This is a genomic window from Pseudomonas sp. SMV71 (assembly GCF_052042015.1).
GTDB lineage: Bacteria > Pseudomonadota > Gammaproteobacteria > Pseudomonadales > Pseudomonadaceae > Aquipseudomonas.
On sequence record NZ_JBKGGU010000011.1, the window covers coordinates 98,278 to 114,419 of the forward strand.

Below are 16,142 nucleotides of genomic sequence, written 5' to 3' on the forward strand. Positions count from 1 at the left end.
GATGAAACCTCACCCAACCGTTCACAACCAACGGCTGCTGCGCGGCCAGGCGCCGTCATACGAGCGCTTACAGGCACGCCTGGCCGAAGACGGCAGCGAACTGGGCACCGACCCGATCGTGGTGCATTGCGGCTGGGGCCGACTGCTGGTCGGCCACACCTTCCCGGACCCGGCGACCCTGGCCGGGGAATTGCTCAACGAACAGCCTGGCGAACGTGACATCGCGTTGTACGTGGCCGCCCCCCAACAAGTGCTGGGGCTGGAGCCGATGCACCTGTTCCTCGACCCTTCCGACACCCTGCGCCTGTGGTTCAGCGACTATCGCCAGGCCACGCGGGTGTTTCGCGGATTCCGGATCCGCCGGGCCCAGAACGAAGTCGACTGGCAGGCCATCAATCAGCTGTACCAGGCTCGTGGCATGTTGCCCATCGACCCGCAGCGACTGACCCCACGCCATGAAGGCGGTCCGGTGTACTGGCTGGCCGAAGACGAAGACACCGGTGCGGTGATCGGCAGCGTGATGGGCCTCAATCATCGCAAGGCCTTCAACGATCCGGAAAACGGCAGCAGCCTGTGGTGCCTGGCCGTCGATCCGCAATGCTCACGGCCCGGCGTGGGTGAGGTGCTGGTGCGGCACCTGATCGAGCACTTCATGAGCCGTGGCTTGAGCTACCTGGACCTGTCGGTGTTGCACAACAACCGCCAGGCGAAAAACCTCTACGCCAAGCTCGGCTTCCGTAACCTCTCGACCTTCGCCATCAAACGCAAGAACGGCATCAACCAGCCGTTGTTCTTGGGGCCAGGCCCCGAGGCGCAGTTCAACCCCTATGCGCGCATCATCGTCGAGGAAGCGCACCGCCGGGGCATTGAAGTGCAGGTGGACGACGCCGAGGCGGGCCTGTTCACCTTGATCCACGGCAGCCGCCGGGTGCGATGCCGGGAATCCTTGAGTGACCTGACCAGCGCCATCAGCATGACCCTGTGCCAGGACAAAAGCCTGACGCACAAGGTGCTGAAGAACGCCGGGCTGAAGCTGCCGGTCCAGCAAATGGCAGGTAACGCCGACGACAACCTGGCATTTCTCGATGAGCACGAGCGGGTGGTGGTCAAGCCGCTGGACGGTGAGCAGGGTCAAGGCGTGGCGGTGGACCTGCGCACCATCGAGGAAGTCCAGAGCGCCATCGAGGCCGCCCGGCGCTTCGACAGCCGGGTACTACTGGAAAGCTTCCACGAAGGGCTGGACCTGCGGATCCTGGTAATCGGCTTTGAAGTGGTGGCGGCAGCGATCCGGCGCCCGGCGGAGGTGATCGGCGACGGCCAGCACACCGTCGGCCAGTTGATTGAAGCCCAGAGTCGTCGACGCCAGGCCGCTACCGGAGGCGAAAGCAAGATCCCGATGGATGCCGAGACCGAACGCACCCTGAGCGCGGCGGGATACAGCTACGACAGTGTGTTGCCGGCCGGCGAACACCTGTTCGTCCGGCGCACCGCGAACCTGCATACCGGCGGCGTGCTGGAAGATGTCACCGGTATCCTGCACCCAACCCTGGCCGATGCGGCAGTGCGCGCCGCCCGGGCGCTGGACATTCCCATGGTCGGGCTCGACCTGCTGGTGCCCGCTGCCGATCAACCGGAATACGTGTTTATCGAAGCCAACGAACGCGCAGGCCTGGCCAACCACGAACCGCAACCCACCGCTGAACGCTTTGTGGATCTATTGTTTCCCCATAGCCAGGCGGTGGCCTGAACACCATTACCTGTGGCGAGGGAGCTTGCTGCCGCTGGGTCGCACAGCGGCCCCATTGGATGCGAGTTGTCCCGGATTATTCAGGGCAAGCGCTGCGACCGCTTCGCGCTCGAGCGGGAGCAAGCTCCCTCGCCACAAGGCTCTTATGCTTAACCCTATCGTCCGAGAGGAGTTTCCATGATCAGCAAAATTCCCGAACCGGATCTCGAATACCTGCAGAAAGTCCTGCTGGAAATGCTCGCCATTCCCAGTCCGACCGGCTTCACCGACACCATCGTGCGGTATGTCGCCGAGCGGCTGGAAGAGTTGGCTATTCCCTTTGAAATGACCCGTCGCGGCACGATCCGCGCCACGCTCAAGGGGCGCAAGAACAGCCCCGACCGGGCCGTGTCGGCCCACCTGGATACCATCGGCGCTTCGGTGCGGGCCATCAAGGACAACGGCCGCCTGACCCTGGCCCCGGTGGGCTGCTGGTCCAGTCGGTTTGCCGAAGGCAGCCGGGTCAGCCTGTTCACCGAGACGGGCGTGATCCGTGGCAGCGTCCTGCCGTTGATGGCATCCGGGCACGCATTCAATACCGCCGTAGACGAGATGCCCATCAGTTGGGACCACGTCGAACTGCGCCTGGATGCCTACTGCGCCACCCGTGCCGATTGCGAGAGCCTGGGCGTGGGCATCGGCGACTATGTAGCCTTCGATCCGTTGCCGGAGTTCACCGAAAGCGGGCATATCAGCGCCCGTCACCTGGACGACAAGGCTGGCGTCGCGGCGCTGCTGGCGGCGCTCAAGGCAATTGTCGACAGTGGCGAAGAACTGCTGATCGATTGTCACCCGCTGTTTACCATCACCGAGGAAACCGGCAGCGGCGCGGCGGCCGCCCTGCCCTGGGACGTCAGCGAATTCGTCGGCATCGACATCGCGCCGGTCGCCCCCGGCCAGCATTCGAGCGAGCACGCGGTCAGCGTGGCGATGCAGGACTCTGGCGGCCCTTACGACTACCACCTGTCCCGGCATCTGTTGAAGCTGGCCAAGGAGAACGAATTGCCGGCGCGCCGCGACCTGTTCCGCTACTACTTCAGCGATGCCCACTCGGCCATCACCGCTGGCCATGACATCCGCACCGCCCTGCTCGCCTTCGGCTGCGACGCCACCCATGGTTACGAACGTACCCACATCGACAGCCTGGCCGCCCTCAGTCGCCTGCTCGGCGCCTACATCCTCAGCCCGCCGGTGTTCGCCAGTGACGCACAACCGGCCCAAGGCTCCCTTGACCGTTTCAGTCACCAGATCGAACACGACGCGCAGATGGAAAGCGACACCCGCGTGCCGTCGGTGGACAGTCTGATAGGGCAGCGTTCGGAGAGCTGAACCTGCCCGTATCCCTTGTGGGAGCGAGCTTGCTCGCGAAGGCGGTCTGACATTCAAAATTGATGCTGACTGATCTACCGCTATCGCGAGCAAGCTCGGCTCCCACCAGAATCCGAGAGCCAAACAGGCTAGCCGCCAACCCCCAATCGCCGTAGCATCGCGACACTGCCTAACCCGAGATGCCCCATGCTGATTCCCCACGACCAACTCGAAGTCGACACGCTCACCCGCCTGATCGAGGACTTCGTGACCCGCGACGGCACCGACAACGGCGACGACACGCCCCTGGAAACCCGCGTATTGCGGGTCAGGCAGGCCTTGACCAAAGGCCAGGCACTGATCGTCTTCGACCCTGAAAGCGAACAGTGCCAGCTAATGCTCAAGCACGACGTGCCCAAGCATCTATTCGACTGAACACGCCGCCTTGCGAGCGACATTGGCCTTTTTCCTCTGGATCTTTTCGTAGATTTCGGAGCGGTGAACATCGACGTGCCGTGGTGCTTCCACACCAAAACGCACGGTGCCGCCGGTAATCGACAGCACGCGGACGGAAATATCGTCACCGATGGAAATCAGTTCACCCACAGCGCGGCTAAGTACGAGCATGGTTCTTGTCCTTAAGAATGTCTGGACCTTGACCATGCCCGGCCTGCCCACAGTTCTCAAGAGAGCCGCGAGAATTCAGTAAGGCCCTACAAGCAAAGCTCTGACGGCTGACGGAAATGTCCTGCAAAATCCACCCAAACCGCAATGCCGTTCACTTAAGGAACGTCATCGCCCCGTGGCGAGGGAGCTTGCTCCCGCTGGGCCGGTCCGACGCCTCGGCGTAGCGGTCCCAAGCTTCTGGGGCTGCTATGCAGCCCAGCGGGAGCAAGCTCCCTCGCCACGACATGTGATAAACCTTAAGTGGACAGCATTGCGCCCGAACCGGGCCGTTTCATGAGGCCGAAAAGCGCGGACCGAACAGGATCACACTCGCGCCCAGCACACAGAGCGCCACGCCGATCCAGTCCGAACCCAGTGGCCGCACCCGCTCGACCACCGCCAGCCAGCTGATCGAAGCGATGATATAGATGCCCCCGTAGGCGGCGTAGGCGCGTCCGGCATAGGTGGCTTCGATGCGGGTCAGCAACAGGGCGAAGAGCGTCAGGCTCAGCAGCGCAGGGATGATCCACCAGGCACTCTTGCCCTGGCGCAACCACATCCAGAAGGCGTAGCAGCCGGCGATCTCAAACAGCGCGGCGAGAAAGAACCATACGTAATTGAGCATCCACGTGTCCGTCAGGAGGGCCGAAAGGCGCCATCCTGAGGGCACGGGCCATGCAGGTCAACTTCGCGGGTCAGGCCGGATTCTGCCGAGCCTTGGCGCGCATCTTGTCGGCCATGGCGGTCATTTCGTTGTACAGCAACTGCGGATTCTTCTGCTTCATGGCCCAGGCCATACGGCCCTGTTCATGAGGCAGGATCATGAATTGGCCTTCGCCAACCTGTTGGTAGATGTAGTCGGCGATATCGGCGGCGGTGATCGGCGAGCTTTCCAGCAACTTGCCGACCTGGGCTTTCATCGCCGGCGTCGGGCCACGGAATGAATCGAGCAGATTGGTCTGGAAGAACGACGGGCAGACCACATGCACGCCGATCTCCTGCTGCGCCAGTTCCACCAGCAGGCTCTCGGACAACGCCACCACACCCGCCTTGGCGACGTTGTAGTTGCTCATGGCCGGGCCTTGCATCAGCGCCGCCATGGAGGCGATGTTGATGATCTTGCCGCGGCTTTTTTCCAGCAACGGCAGGAACGCCTTGCAGCCCTTGACCACGCCCATCAGGTTGATCGCGATCTGCCAGTCCCAGTCTTCCAGGGAAAGTTCGCTGAAGAACCCGCCCGAAGCCACGCCGGCATTGTTGACGATGATATCGATACCGCCGAGCTTCTCTTCGCAGGCCTGGGCGAATGCGGTCAACTGGCTGTAGTCGCGTACATCGCAACGCTGGATGAAACCGTCACCGCCGGCCTCGCGCACCAGCCTGAGGGTTTCCACCAGGCCAGGTTCGGCGACATCCGACAAGGCCAGTCGCCAGCCTTCGCGGGCCCAGCGCAGCGCGATTTCGCGCCCCAGGCCAGAGCCGGCACCAGTGATCATCATGCGATTTTGCATAGCAGACAGCCTTGTTGTTCCGGGAGAGATGGGCGAAGTGTAGCGAAGGCACCTGGCCGACCCACGCTCCATCAGATTGCTGAATGGCGGGGGCAAACCGCGACAACCTTTGATACCTGGGCTGGTTCCCGTGGCGAGGGAGCTTGCTCCCGCTCGGTTGCGCAGCGACCGCTAAAAGCTTGCGAGCGCTGCGCACTCGAGCGGGAGCAAGCTCCCTCGCCACAAGGTATCGCCGGGCACCTGCACTTCCTAGACCAATAAAAAACATTGAATTTTTTACAGGACGTTACGGTCGGACTTATTAAGCCGCCCGGATTCAATGCATGCGCGCTGGCAGTTAAAAGTTGTATCAACCCAGAACTGACCAATAAGGAAATCTACCCATGGGCACAATTCTCATCATTATTCTGATCCTTCTGCTGATCGGTGGCCTGCCGGTCTTCCCGCACTCCAGAAGTTGGGGTTACGGCCCGTCCGGTATCATCGGTGTAGTGTTGGTGGTGCTGCTGGTCCTGTTGTTACTGGGCAAGATATAAACCACTGAGCAAAAAAAAGAGGCCTTTATAAGGCCTCTTTTTTTATGCTCGCCAACTGTCAGTCCGGCTTGCCATCAACAACGCCGGCGGTGTTGTCCAGCAGGCTCTTGGTCGCCGTTTGCAGGAATGATTCGAGCTGGAGCTTCATCTGCGCAGTGTCCGGTGCATCGGGAATGACTTCGGCACGTGGATGGGCCCCCAATTCATAGCGGTACATCTTGGGCGGCATGTCCTTTTCCTTCTGCAGGACCAGGACGCGGTCGTCGCGCAGGATGGCGGTGGTCTGGTCACTGCCCGACGGCTTGATCACACCAAAACCGGTATCACCTTGCGGCAGGTTCAACAGGTCACGCCCCCAGCATTGGTGACGCACTTGCCCGCCGATGCGGCCCATGATGGTCGGTACGATATCGACCTGGGTGCCGACAGTATGGTTACGCTGGCCGAATTTTTCCTGCACGCCCGGGCCAATCAGCAGCAGGGGTACGTTGAAGCGGCCCAGGTCCATGCCGGTAATCTGCCGCTCGTTGCCGAAACCATGGTCGCCGACCACCACGAACAAGGTTTCCTTGAAGTAAGGCTCCTTGCGCGCCTTCTCGAAGAACTGGCCCAACGCCCAGTCGGCGTAACGCATGGCGGTCAGGTGTTCGTTGAGGTTGCCGCGATCAGTGACCCGCTCCACCGGCAATGGCGTCGGCAGGGCATAAGGCGTGTGGTTGGACAGGGTTTGCAGCAAGGCATAGAACGGCTTGCCGTTTTCCCGCGCCTTGAGCTCGATCAGGCCCCGGTCGAACATGTCCTGGTCGGACACGCCCCAGGTCGGGTCGGAGAACACCGGGTTCACGAAGTCGTTACGCCCGATGAAGTTGGTCATGCCCTGGCTGCTGAAGAAGCCTGACTGGTTGTCCCAGGCAAAATCGCCGTTGTAGACATACACGTCATCGTAGTCGCGGGCACTGAGCAGTTGCGGCAGGCCGGACAGCTTGTGGCTGCCTTCCGGCGTCTGCATCAGGTATTCGAAACCCGGCAGGTTCGGGAAGCACGCCATGGTGGCGAACATGCCTTGGTGGGTGTGAGTGCCGTTGGAGAAGAAACGGTCAAACAACAGGCCTTCCTTGGATAACTTGTCCAGGTAGGGCGTGATGTTGCCCGGTGCGCCCAACGCGCCGACCGAATGGCCGGCCATGCTCTCCATGAGGATCACCACCACGTTCTTGATCGGCAGTGTCTTTTCGGCAGGCGGCGTATAGTCGCGACGCACTGCGGCGGTACCGGTGTCGACGAGCTTGTCGTCGGGCAACACCAGCATGTCGCGCACGGTCTGCTGGGCCAGCGGCTGCTCTAGAGTCGCCTTCCAGATGTTGTCACGGTCCTCGGACATCCGGCTCTTGGCCGCTGCCACCAGCGACAGCGTACCGTTGAGGCCCAGCTGGTTGGCGAAGTTCGAGTCGGTGGTGTAGACGTCACCCCAACGCAGCGGAGGGCCCTGGCGCAGGGTGCCACGGGCGGCCACCACGGCCACCAGCAGGCAGACGATGAATACCGCGACGCGTCCATACCACGGCGCGACCTGGCGGGTGCCGATGCTGCCGCCGCTGAACGGGCCGCGCGGACGGGTCGCCCGGTCGGCGCCCTTGAACGCCAGGCTCAGGATGAGAGTGCCGCCGGCCCAGGCCAGCAGGTAGCGGACCACGGGGAAACCGTACCAGAGCATGCTCATCACGGTTTTCGGATCTTCCTTTACGTATTGGAAGACCAGGCCGTTGAGGCGCTGGTGGAACTCGCGGTAGAAGTCCATCTCCATCAAGCCGAGGAACAGCGCGATGCTGGAAGTGACGGTCAGCCAGAAACGAAAGAACCCGCGTGCCGCCATGGCCCGGGCGCTGAACAATGCCAGCAGCAGCGGGATGCTGAGATAGACCACCAGCCGCAGGTCGAAACGCAGGCCGTTGGCGAATGCCTCAACGAAGGTCGAGGCCGGCGTGTCGAGGATCATCTCGCGGTTATAGACCAGCAGCGCCAGGCGCAGCAGGCTGAACATGACCATCATCACCAAGGCACAAAGCAACGTGTAGGCCAGGTGCGATTTGACGGTCGGTTGCAGCAGGCGATGCGTAGTGCGCTGCTGACTCAGGGCGTCCGGGATTGCCATGTCGTTTTAGGACCTATTGGAGTTTGAGTGACAAAAAAAGAAACAGCGGCGCACCCTCTATCGACCCATGCCAGGTCCGGGGCTTGCGCGAAAGCGCAAATGTTGCACGAACGGCCACGGCATTGCCATTAAATAACCGGCTGCAACTAAAGCGCGGGGATTGTCCGCAAGATTTTGTGAAAATTTTGTTCAATGAATATTCGGAAACACAAAAAGCTGGGGATGCACTTTGGCAAGTGAAACGAACTTCATTGTGGCGAGGGAGCTTGCTCCCGCTCGACTGCGCAGCAGTCGCAAACAGACTCATGAGGCATGCCTGATCGAACGCGATAACCGGATTGGGGCTGCTCGCCCTAGGCGTCGGACCGGCCCAGCGGGAGCAAGCTCCCTCGCCACAGAAAGCGCCTTCACCACAGCAGCTCTTCTGCCACAGCAGTTCGGCGTACTCAGTGAAACTGACGCCCCAGCCCCGCCGGCACGCCTTCGATGGTGGTGTCTTCCCACGGCCCGTTGGGGCTGACGGAGCGGCTCCAGCCGTTGTTCCAGCGGTAATAGGTGCGCTGGCGATAGAAGGTGTTGGTCTGGTTATCCAGCACATAGACCCCAAGCTTGGCGTCCCAATGGCTGTTGCCACCCGGTGGCGGAGCGAAGCTGGCGGAGGTGCGCGGCACCGGCTTGGCCGGTTTGTTCGGGGTGACGGGCTTGCCCGGCGGCGTGGACGGCCCCGGCTTGGTGGTCGGAGTCGAAGGCGGGATCGGTGGCAGCGGCGCCGAAGGCTCGGGCGGACGCTGGACCGCACAAGCGCTCAGGCCCAGGACGAGCGTGAGCAAGGTGATACGAGCGATGGCGGTCATGGTGCGGGCTTCCTGTTATTGGTCCGGGCTGTCGATGGTCAGTTGCTGCGGCGCGGTGGTGCTGCTCGCCAGGGGTTGGCTGCGGCCGATCCACTCACCGGCGGTCGGCTGGCCGGCCCGGGAGATGCGCGCCACCAGTTGGACTTCGGGGAAGTTCGACAGTTTCAGTTGCGGCATCATTGCGTCAGCGTCGCCCAGCTCGACCGTCACCGGCAGATCGGCCACCGTCAGGCGTTTGGCCGCCAACGGCGCCGGCGGGCCGGAAGCGGCGCGGGCGAAGACGAACACGCTGTCACCCGGCTGGACCTTGGCCTTGAGGGCCGGCGCCAGGTCGACACGGACCTTTAGCAGTGCTGCGGCCTTGGCCGCTGGCGCCTGGGCAACCTTGCCGCCGCTGGCCTCAAGCTTCTCGGTGGCGCGAGTGATGCCACCCTGCAACGCCTCGCGGGATTTGTCACCCTCCGGCAGTTGCGCCAGCAGGCGGCTCCAGTAATCGATTGCCTCCTGATAACGCTCGCCTTCGAATGCAGCGATGCCCAGCAGGCCGAGGCTGGTGACTTCCTTGGGATCGAGCTTCAGCGCTTCGTCCGTCAGCGCCTGGACTTTGTCCGACCATTTCTTGCCATCGGCGAAATATTGCGCCTGGGCCCATTGCCCCAGCAGCTCGGGTTGGCGCCCGGCCACCGCCACGGTACGCTCGAAAATTCTCGCCGCATCCGCAGGCCGGTCCTGGGCCATGTAGGTACGGCCCAGGAAGTACAAGCCCTCGGCGGAGTCCGGCTGCGCCGCCACCGCACGCTCCAGGCGCCGGGTCATGTCTTGCATCGATTGTGGCGCCTGTGCAAATTCGCGGGTCAGTTCGACCTTGTCGCTGGCACCGAAATGCAGGTACAGCGCCACGCCCAACACCGGTACCAACACCGCAGCGAGCAGCGGCAACGGCTTGCCCAAGCGGGATTCACGCGGCGCCTCGGCGCCTTCGGTGTCGGCCAACAGCTCACGGGCCGCTTCGGCGCGACCGGTGTCCAGTTGCGCGGCATTGAGCACGCCCTCCTCCCGCTCGGCCTGCAATTGGGCGATTCGCTCCTGGTACAACGCCACGTTGAGGGCGGTGCGATCCTCCTCCAACTGAGCGCGGCGACCGCGCAGTACCGGGATCAATAGAAAACTCAGGGCAACCAGGAGAAGCAGACCTGCGGCGAGCCAGAAATCAATCATGCTTGGTTTTATCCAACAGTTGGTCGAGGCGCTGGCGCTCTTCGACAGAAAGCGTGTCCGGGGCAGCCGTGCGCTGGACCCGGCGCCGGCGCACGATCAGCGCAATGGCCACGAAACCACCGAGCAACAGCCCGGCCGGGCCGAACCACAGCAGTGCGGTCTTGGAAGACAAGGCGGGGTTGTAGCGCACGAACTCACCGTAGCGATCCACCATGAAATCGATGATCTGCTGGTTGTCCTTGCCCTCGCCCAGCATGCGGAAAATTTCCTTGCGCAGGTCGGCGGCAATCGGTGCATTGGAATCGGCGATGTCCTGGTTCTGGCACTTGGGGCAGCGCAGTTCCTTGGTCAGCTCGCGAAACCGTTCGCGCTCGCCGTCGTTGGCGAATTCGTAAGTGTCGATGGCGGCATGGGCCACACCGACCATGCTCAAGCCCAGGACAGCAGCCGCTAGCCAGCGCTTCATGGCTTGGCCTCGTCCACCAGCGCCTGGTACTTGGCGGCGAGTTTCTCGCGCCAGACCTGTTCGTCGATCACCCCGACGAATTTGTCACGGATGATGCCCTTGGCATCGATGAAGAAGGTTTCCGGCGCGCCGTAGACGCCCAGGTTCAGGCCCAGGGAGCCGTCTTCGTCGCGGATGTCCAGCTGATAGGGATTGTGGAATTCGGCAAGCCACTTCAAGGCATCGGCATTGACGTCCTTGTAGTTGACGCCATAGATCACCACGCCATTCTGCGCCAGTTTGTTCAACACCGGATGCTCGACCCGGCAAGAGATGCACCAAGTGCCCCAGACGTTGACCAACGCCGGCTTGCCCAGCAGATCGGCGCGGGTGAGGGTCTTGTCGCCCTGCACCGAGGGCAGGGAAAACTCGGGAAATGGCTTGCCGATCATCGCCGAAGGCAAATCGGACGGGTTCAGGTACAGGCCGCGGTACAGAAAGACCGCCATCACCAGGAACAGCGCCAGCGGCAACAACATCAACCAACGTTTCATGCAGTGGCTCCCGTCACGCCCAGGGCTTCACGCACCCGGGTTTTCACTTTGACTCGGTAACGTCGGTCCAGCGCGGCCAACGCGCCGCCCAGGCCGGTGAGCAGGCCGCCAAACCAGATCCAGCGTACGAACGGCTTGACGTGTACCCGCACCGCCCACGCGCCGTCGCCCAGGGATTCACCCAGCGCCACGTAGAGATCGCGGGTGAAACCAGCGTCGATCCCGGCTTCGGTCATCACCGAGTTCTGCACGGTGTAGAGGCGTTTCTCCGGGTGCAATACCGTGATTTCCCGGCCGTCACGAATCACCCGCACGGTGCCTTTGTCGGAGGTGAAGTTAGGACCTTCAAAATGCCTGGCGCCCTCGAACACGAACTGATAACCGGCCAGGTCCATGGATTCGCCCGGCGCCAGGCGCAGGTCGCGTTCGGCGCTGTTCTGGCTGGACAGCACCACGCCCAAGGCGCAGACGGCGATGCCCAGGTGGGCGATCTGCATGCCCCAATAGCTGCGGGTCAGGGTTGGCAGGCCTTTGATCAGGCCTTTGTGCCGAGTCTTGTCGAAGATGTCCCGCACGCCCGCCAGCAACACCCAGGCCGCCAACATGAACGTCGCCAGCACCGCCCAGTTGAAATCGCCATAGGCCACGCCGGCCACCACGGCCAGCGCTGCGGTGCCCAGCAACACCGGGGTGAGCATGCCCATCAGCCACTTGAGCGGGGTGTCTTGCCAGCGCACCAGCACGCCCACGGCCATGACCACCATCAGGATCGCCATCAACGGAATGAACAGCGCGTTGAAGTACGGCGGGCCGACCGACAGCTTGGCCCCGGACAAGGCGTCGAGCACCAGCGGATACAAGGTTCCCAACAGGATCATCGACGCGGCCACCACCAGCACCAGGTTGTTGCCCAGCAGCAGGGTTTCCCGCGACCAGAGGTTGAAGCCGACCTGGCTCTTCACCACCGGTGCGCGTACGGCGAACAACGTCAGCGAACCTCCGACCACGAACAGCAGGAAAATCAGGATGAACACGCCGCGCTCGGGGTCAGAGGCGAAGGCATGCACCGACGTCAACACCCCGGAACGCACCAGGAACGTTCCCAGCAGGCTCAGGGAAAACGCGGCGATGGCCAGCAGCACGGTCCAGCTCTTGAACACGCCACGCTTTTCCGTGACCGCCAGGGAGTGAATCAGCGCGGTGCCCACCAGCCAGGGCATGAACGAGGCGTTTTCCACCGGGTCCCAGAACCACCAGCCGCCCCAGCCGAGTTCGTAATAGGCCCACCACGAGCCCAGGGTGATACCGATGCCGAGGAATGCCCAGGCGACGATGGTCCACGGACGGGACCAGCGCGCCCACGCGGCGTCGAGACGCCCACCCAGCAATGCCGCAATCGCAAAGGCGAACGCCACCGAGAAACCGACATACCCCATGTAAAGCATCGGCGGGTGAACGATCAGGCCAATGTCCTGCAGCAACGGGTTGAGGTCGCGACCGTCCACCGGTATCTGGGGCAGGATGCGTTCGAACGGGTTGGAGGTGACAATCAGAAACAGCAGGAAACCGGTGCTGATCAGGCCCATCACCGCCAGTACCCGGGCCAGCATCACCTGGGGCAGTTGCCGGGAAAACACCGAGACCGCGAAGGTCCAGCCAGCAAGGATCAAGGCCCAGAGCAGCAGCGAACCTTCGTGGGCGCCCCACACCGCGCTGAACTTGTAGTACCAGGGCAAGGCGCTGTTGGAGTTGCTGGCCACATAGGCCACTGAGAAATCATCGACCATAAAGGCATAGGTCAGGCAGCCGAAGGCGAACAGCATGAACGCGAACTGCCCCCACGCCGCCGGCTGGGCCAGGCTCATCCACAGGCGGTCGCCGCGCCAGGCGCCCAACAGGGGCACCACCGCCTGCACCAGGGCAAAGCACAGGGCCAGGATCATCGCCAGATGACCCAACTCAGGAATAAAGATGCCGGCAGTCATCGATCAACCCTCCTTCACGGGAGCGGGCGCCGACTGGCCGCTGTCTTTCAAGGCCTTGGTCACTTCCGGCGGCATGTATTTTTCATCGTGCTTGGCCAGTACTTCGTCGGCCACCACCACGCCGTCGGCATTGAGTCTGCCCAGGGCGACGATACCCTGCCCCTCGCGGAACAGGTCCGGCAGGATGCCGCGATAGGTGATGGTCACGCTCTTGTTGAAGTCGGTGACATTGAACTTCACGTCCAGGGAATCCCCGGAGCGCACCAGCGAGCCTTCCTCCACCATGCCGCCGGCGCGAATACGCGTGTCCTTAGGCGCTTCGCCGTTGGCGATCTGTGTCGGGGTGTAAAACAGATTGATGTTCTGCTGCAAGGCGCTCAGGGCCAGGCCGACGGCGGCGCCAACACCCACCAGGATCGCCAGAATGATGACAAGACGTTTTTTGCGCAGCGGATTCACTGGCCATTCTCCCGGCGCAGACGACGCGCCTCTTGTTGCAGATACCGCCTGCGGGCCAGGATCGGCGCCGCCACGTTGAGGGCCAGCACCGCCAGGCAGATGCCGTAGGCTGACCAGACATACAGGCCATGATGGCCCATGGCGAGGAAATCGCCGAATGAAGCGAAACTCATCGAGCGGCCTCCAGACTGTTCTGCACTTCGGCCTTCACCCAACTGGCCCGGGACTCACGCTTGAGTACTTCCAGGCGCATGCGCAGCAACAGCACGGCACCGAAGAAGCAGTAGAAACCCAATGCAGTGAGCAGCAGCGGCAGCCACATCTCAACGGGCATCGCCGGTTTCTCGGTCAGTTTGAACGTGGCGCCCTGGTGCAGGGTGTTCCACCACTCCACGGAGTATTTGATGATCGGGATGTTGATCACCCCGACAATCGCCAGCACCGCGCAGGCCTTGGCGGCGCTGTCACGATTGCTGATGGCGTTGCCCAGCGCAATAAGACCGAAGTACAGGAACAGCAGGATCAGCATCGACGTCAGTCGGGCATCCCAGACCCACCACGAACCCCAGGTCGGCTTGCCCCAGATGGCCCCGGTGACCAGCGCCACGGCGGTCATCCAGGCGCCGATGGGCGCGGCGCATTGCAGGGCGACGTCGGCCAGTTTCATCTTCCACACCAGCCCGACCACGCCGCACACCGCCAGCATCACATAGACGGACTGGGCCAGCATGGCGGTGGGTACATGGATATAGATGATGCGAAAGCTGTTGCCTTGCTGGTAGTCCGGCGGCGCGAAGGCCAGACCCCAGACGACGCCGCAGCCAATCAGCAGCACCGCGGCGATGCTCAACCAGGGCAACAGCTTGCCGCTGATGCCGTAGAACCACTTGGGTGAGCCGAGCTTATGAAACCAGGTCCAGTTCATTGCTGTTTCCATCACGGTCGCGGCTCGCCATCACGAGCCGCCGGGTCTGCCTTTACTTCCTGGGAAGTGGTCAATTTTTGACCAGGCCTCGTTATTATTCGCCGACGCTGATCTTCAGGCCAGCGGCTATTGCAAAGGGTGTCAGGGTTATCGCCAGGGCGGTCAGGCTCCCAAGCCAAAGCAGATAACCGGTTGCCGGCATACCTTGCAATGCGGCTTGCAAGGCACCACTGCCGAGGATCAATACCGGGATATACAGCGGCAGGATCAACAGGGCCAGCAGCAGGCCGCCACGCTTGAGCCCCACCGTCAACGCCGCGCCCACCGCGCCGAGCAGGCTGAGCACCGGCGTGCCCAGCAACAGCGACAGCAGCAGCACCGGCATGCACGCGGCGGGCAGTCCCAGCATCATCGCCAGCAGGGGCGAGAGCAGCACCAGCGCCAATCCCGAAAACACCCAGTGTGCCAGCACCTTGGCCAAAACCAGAAGGGCCAGGGGGTGCGGCGAAAGGACCCACTGTTCCAGGGAACCGTCTTCGAAATCACTGCGGAAAAGCCCGTCCAGCGAGAGCAGGACCGATAAAAGTGCCGCCACCCAGACCAGTCCCGGCGACAAGGTTTGCAACAATTGAGTCTCCGGGCCGACCGCCAGGGGGAACAGCGCAATGACGATCGCGAAGAACACCAACGGATTGGCCAGCTCGGCCGGACGCCGGAACAACAGGCGCGCCTCGCGAGCCAGCAACAAACCGAACACACTCATACGGCCCAGTTCCCCAGATCAACGTTGCGATAACCGGACGGCATCCGCGCCAGGGTGTGGTGGGTGGTCAACAACACCATGCCGCCGCTTTCGCAATGCCGGGCCAGATGCTCCTCAAGCTGCGCCACACCTTGCTTGTCGAGGGCGGTGAAGGGTTCGTCGAGGATCCACAGCGGCGGGCTGTCCAGATACAGCCGGGCCAGGGCCACGCGACGTTGCTGGCCGGCCGACAGGGTGTGGCACGGCACATCTTCGAAGCCACGCAGACCTACCGTGGCCAACGCCTGCCAGATCGCCTCGCGCCCGACCGGTCGGTGCAGCGCACAGAGCCAGCTGAGGTTTTCTTCGGGGGTCAGCAGATCCTTGATTCCGGCGGCGTGGCCGATCCAGAGCAGGTTGCGCGCCAGTTCGCTGCGTTGCGCCTGCAAGGGCCGGCCATTGAGCAACACCTGGCCCGCAGTCGGTTGCATCAGCCCAGCCAACAGGCGCAACAGGCTGGTCTTGCCACTGCCGTTGGGACCGCTGATCTGCACCATATCGCCCGCCGAGAGTCTCAATTCGAGATGCTCGAAAAGCAGTCGCAAGTCTCGCTCACAGGCGAGGCCGACGGTTTGCAAGAGAGGACTGGTCAAGGGATCGCGGGCCTTATACGGTTCAAGTCGGCGGTGCAGCGGCCGTTAAAGTGGTGCAGCATAGATGCATTGACAGCCTGCTTTACAGAGCTGCGTCAAACAATTGCTAGGCTATGTACGAAATAGCTTGAAACTTGGTTATGCGGCGTTAAAAACCGGCTCGTGCGCGAGTCCGATCGGAATGCTCATTGACAACCAGTCAAGTCGAGCGCGACCCCGGCCGTTCCTCGCCGGTTTTTGCCTTGCCTAACCAGCGTTTCAAACTATTTCGTACACAGCCTAGGTTTTTCGCCACTCCCTGAAAGACGGGCCGCATTATACATGTCGGCCCCAGGTCTAAAGAGAGCT

General features: G+C 62.5%; 18 protein-coding genes. 4 read left to right on the forward strand and 14 right to left on the reverse strand.

The features are described from left to right. The first annotated feature begins 1 nt into the window (after position 1). The 3 genes from ngg (at position 2) to ACLEJQ_RS13430 (ending at position 3,529) form a co-directional block, all read left to right on the forward strand. Complete coding sequence (gene ngg / locus ACLEJQ_RS13420; protein ID WP_440795679.1) at positions 2 to 1,747, forward strand: N-acetylglutaminylglutamine synthetase; 1,746 nt, start codon at positions 2 to 4, stop codon at positions 1,745 to 1,747. A 177-nt stretch (positions 1,748 to 1,924) separates the two neighbouring features. Then, on the forward strand, positions 1,925 to 3,115 hold the full coding sequence (locus ACLEJQ_RS13425; protein WP_440795681.1) for an osmoprotectant NAGGN system M42 family peptidase: 1,191 nt from the start codon (positions 1,925 to 1,927) through the stop codon (positions 3,113 to 3,115). 186 nt (positions 3,116 to 3,301) lie between these two features. Further along, positions 3,302 to 3,529: a YheU family protein gene (locus tag ACLEJQ_RS13430; RefSeq protein ID WP_003199186.1), complete on the forward strand. Its 228-nt coding sequence runs from the start codon at positions 3,302 to 3,304 to the stop codon at positions 3,527 to 3,529. On the opposite strand, the gene csrA is transcribed toward ACLEJQ_RS13430, so the two are convergent. The 3 genes from csrA to ACLEJQ_RS13445 form a co-directional block, all read right to left on the reverse strand. Beyond that, positions 3,518 to 3,721 carry a carbon storage regulator CsrA gene (gene csrA / locus ACLEJQ_RS13435; protein ID WP_245138722.1) on the reverse strand — a complete coding sequence of 68 codons (204 nt, stop codon included), beginning with the start codon at positions 3,719 to 3,721 and terminating at the stop codon, positions 3,518 to 3,520. The genes ACLEJQ_RS13430 and csrA overlap by 12 nt on opposite strands. A 331-nt stretch (positions 3,722 to 4,052) precedes the next feature. Further along, positions 4,053 to 4,385 carry a YnfA family protein gene (locus ACLEJQ_RS13440; protein ID WP_440795684.1) on the reverse strand — a complete coding sequence of 111 codons (333 nt, stop codon included), beginning with the start codon at positions 4,383 to 4,385 and terminating at the stop codon, positions 4,053 to 4,055. A gap of 70 nt (positions 4,386 to 4,455) precedes the next feature. Continuing rightward, entirely contained in the window at positions 4,456 to 5,271 is an 816-nt protein-coding gene (locus ACLEJQ_RS13445) for an SDR family oxidoreductase (protein ID WP_440795686.1), read from the reverse strand. Positions 5,272 to 5,654: 383 nt separating this feature from the next. On the opposite strand from ACLEJQ_RS13445, the gene ACLEJQ_RS13450 reads away from it, so the two are divergent. Then, positions 5,655 to 5,807: a DUF3309 family protein gene (locus ACLEJQ_RS13450; protein ID WP_003183939.1), complete on the forward strand. Its 153-nt coding sequence runs from the start codon at positions 5,655 to 5,657 to the stop codon at positions 5,805 to 5,807. Between the two features lie 58 nt (positions 5,808 to 5,865). Here ACLEJQ_RS13450 and ACLEJQ_RS13455 read toward each other — a convergent pair whose 3' ends face one another. From ACLEJQ_RS13455 to ccmA, 11 genes are all read right to left on the reverse strand, one after another. Continuing rightward, a complete protein-coding gene (locus ACLEJQ_RS13455; RefSeq protein WP_440795688.1) occupies positions 5,866 to 7,959 on the reverse strand; it encodes an LTA synthase family protein in 2,094 nt (697 codons plus the stop codon). Between the two features lie 446 nt (positions 7,960 to 8,405). Further along, the gene (locus ACLEJQ_RS13460; RefSeq protein WP_440795690.1) at positions 8,406 to 8,813 is read right to left on the reverse strand and encodes a hypothetical protein; all 408 of its coding nucleotides are present in this window, start codon (positions 8,811 to 8,813) and stop codon (positions 8,406 to 8,408) included. A 15-nt stretch (positions 8,814 to 8,828) separates the two neighbouring features. Then, entirely contained in the window at positions 8,829 to 10,031 is a 1,203-nt protein-coding gene (ccmI, locus tag ACLEJQ_RS13465) for a c-type cytochrome biogenesis protein CcmI (RefSeq protein ID WP_440795692.1), read from the reverse strand. Next, on the reverse strand, positions 10,024 to 10,497 hold the full coding sequence (locus ACLEJQ_RS13470) for a cytochrome c-type biogenesis protein (protein WP_440795694.1): 474 nt from the start codon (positions 10,495 to 10,497) through the stop codon (positions 10,024 to 10,026). Before ACLEJQ_RS13470 ends, ccmI begins: the two co-directional genes overlap by 8 nt. After that, a complete protein-coding gene (locus tag ACLEJQ_RS13475) occupies positions 10,494 to 11,030 on the reverse strand; it encodes a DsbE family thiol:disulfide interchange protein (RefSeq protein WP_440795696.1) in 537 nt (178 codons plus the stop codon). Before ACLEJQ_RS13475 ends, ACLEJQ_RS13470 begins: the two co-directional genes overlap by 4 nt. Further along, positions 11,027 to 13,015 (reverse strand): heme lyase CcmF/NrfE family subunit, encoded by a 1,989-nt coding sequence (locus ACLEJQ_RS13480; protein WP_440795698.1) that lies wholly within the window; start codon positions 13,013 to 13,015, stop codon positions 11,027 to 11,029. Before ACLEJQ_RS13480 ends, ACLEJQ_RS13475 begins: the two co-directional genes overlap by 4 nt. Positions 13,016 to 13,018: 3 nt before the next feature. After that, positions 13,019 to 13,474 (reverse strand): cytochrome c maturation protein CcmE, encoded by a 456-nt coding sequence (ccmE, locus tag ACLEJQ_RS13485; protein WP_440795700.1) that lies wholly within the window; start codon positions 13,472 to 13,474, stop codon positions 13,019 to 13,021. Continuing rightward, complete coding sequence (gene ccmD, locus ACLEJQ_RS13490; protein WP_440795702.1) at positions 13,471 to 13,647, reverse strand: heme exporter protein CcmD; 177 nt, start codon at positions 13,645 to 13,647, stop codon at positions 13,471 to 13,473. The genes ccmE and ccmD overlap by 4 nt, the downstream gene beginning before the upstream one ends. Next, a complete protein-coding gene (locus tag ACLEJQ_RS13495) occupies positions 13,644 to 14,399 on the reverse strand; it encodes a heme ABC transporter permease (protein ID WP_440795704.1) in 756 nt (251 codons plus the stop codon). Before ACLEJQ_RS13495 ends, ccmD begins: the two co-directional genes overlap by 4 nt. A gap of 94 nt (positions 14,400 to 14,493) precedes the next feature. Then, complete coding sequence (ccmB, locus tag ACLEJQ_RS13500) at positions 14,494 to 15,162, reverse strand: heme exporter protein CcmB (RefSeq protein WP_440795706.1); 669 nt, start codon at positions 15,160 to 15,162, stop codon at positions 14,494 to 14,496. Beyond that, positions 15,159 to 15,794, reverse strand: coding sequence for a cytochrome c biogenesis heme-transporting ATPase CcmA (gene ccmA / locus ACLEJQ_RS13505; protein ID WP_440795708.1), 636 nt, complete (start codon positions 15,792 to 15,794; stop codon positions 15,159 to 15,161). The genes ccmB and ccmA overlap by 4 nt, the downstream gene beginning before the upstream one ends. Between the last annotated feature and the right edge of the window lie 348 nt (positions 15,795 to 16,142).

What these genes read in the sequence shown, in the direction of transcription:
- ngg (WP_440795679.1), top strand. Translation starts at nt 2, where the DNA reads ATGAAACCTCACCCAACCGTTCACAACCAACGGCTGCTGCGCGGCCAG.
- ACLEJQ_RS13425 (WP_440795681.1), top strand. Translation starts at nt 1,925, where the DNA reads ATGATCAGCAAAATTCCCGAACCGGATCTCGAATACCTGCAGAAAGTC.
- ACLEJQ_RS13430 (WP_003199186.1), top strand. Translation starts at nt 3,302, where the DNA reads ATGCTGATTCCCCACGACCAACTCGAAGTCGACACGCTCACCCGCCTG.
- csrA (WP_245138722.1), bottom strand. Translation starts at nt 3,721, where the DNA reads ATGCTCGTACTTAGCCGCGCTGTGGGTGAACTGATTTCCATCGGTGAC.
- ACLEJQ_RS13440 (WP_440795684.1), bottom strand. Translation starts at nt 4,385, where the DNA reads ATGCTCAATTACGTATGGTTCTTTCTCGCCGCGCTGTTTGAGATCGCC.
- ACLEJQ_RS13445 (WP_440795686.1), bottom strand. Translation starts at nt 5,271, where the DNA reads ATGCAAAATCGCATGATGATCACTGGTGCCGGCTCTGGCCTGGGGCGC.
- ACLEJQ_RS13450 (WP_003183939.1), top strand. Translation starts at nt 5,655, where the DNA reads ATGGGCACAATTCTCATCATTATTCTGATCCTTCTGCTGATCGGTGGC.
- ACLEJQ_RS13455 (WP_440795688.1), bottom strand. Translation starts at nt 7,959, where the DNA reads ATGGCAATCCCGGACGCCCTGAGTCAGCAGCGCACTACGCATCGCCTG.
- ACLEJQ_RS13460 (WP_440795690.1), bottom strand. Translation starts at nt 8,813, where the DNA reads ATGACCGCCATCGCTCGTATCACCTTGCTCACGCTCGTCCTGGGCCTG.
- ccmI (WP_440795692.1), bottom strand. Translation starts at nt 10,031, where the DNA reads ATGATTGATTTCTGGCTCGCCGCAGGTCTGCTTCTCCTGGTTGCCCTG.
- ACLEJQ_RS13470 (WP_440795694.1), bottom strand. Translation starts at nt 10,497, where the DNA reads ATGAAGCGCTGGCTAGCGGCTGCTGTCCTGGGCTTGAGCATGGTCGGT.
- ACLEJQ_RS13475 (WP_440795696.1), bottom strand. Translation starts at nt 11,030, where the DNA reads ATGAAACGTTGGTTGATGTTGTTGCCGCTGGCGCTGTTCCTGGTGATG.
- ACLEJQ_RS13480 (WP_440795698.1), bottom strand. Translation starts at nt 13,015, where the DNA reads ATGACTGCCGGCATCTTTATTCCTGAGTTGGGTCATCTGGCGATGATC.
- ccmD (WP_440795702.1), bottom strand. Translation starts at nt 13,647, where the DNA reads ATGAGTTTCGCTTCATTCGGCGATTTCCTCGCCATGGGCCATCATGGC.
- ACLEJQ_RS13495 (WP_440795704.1), bottom strand. Translation starts at nt 14,399, where the DNA reads ATGAACTGGACCTGGTTTCATAAGCTCGGCTCACCCAAGTGGTTCTAC.
- ccmB (WP_440795706.1), bottom strand. Translation starts at nt 15,162, where the DNA reads ATGAGTGTGTTCGGTTTGTTGCTGGCTCGCGAGGCGCGCCTGTTGTTC.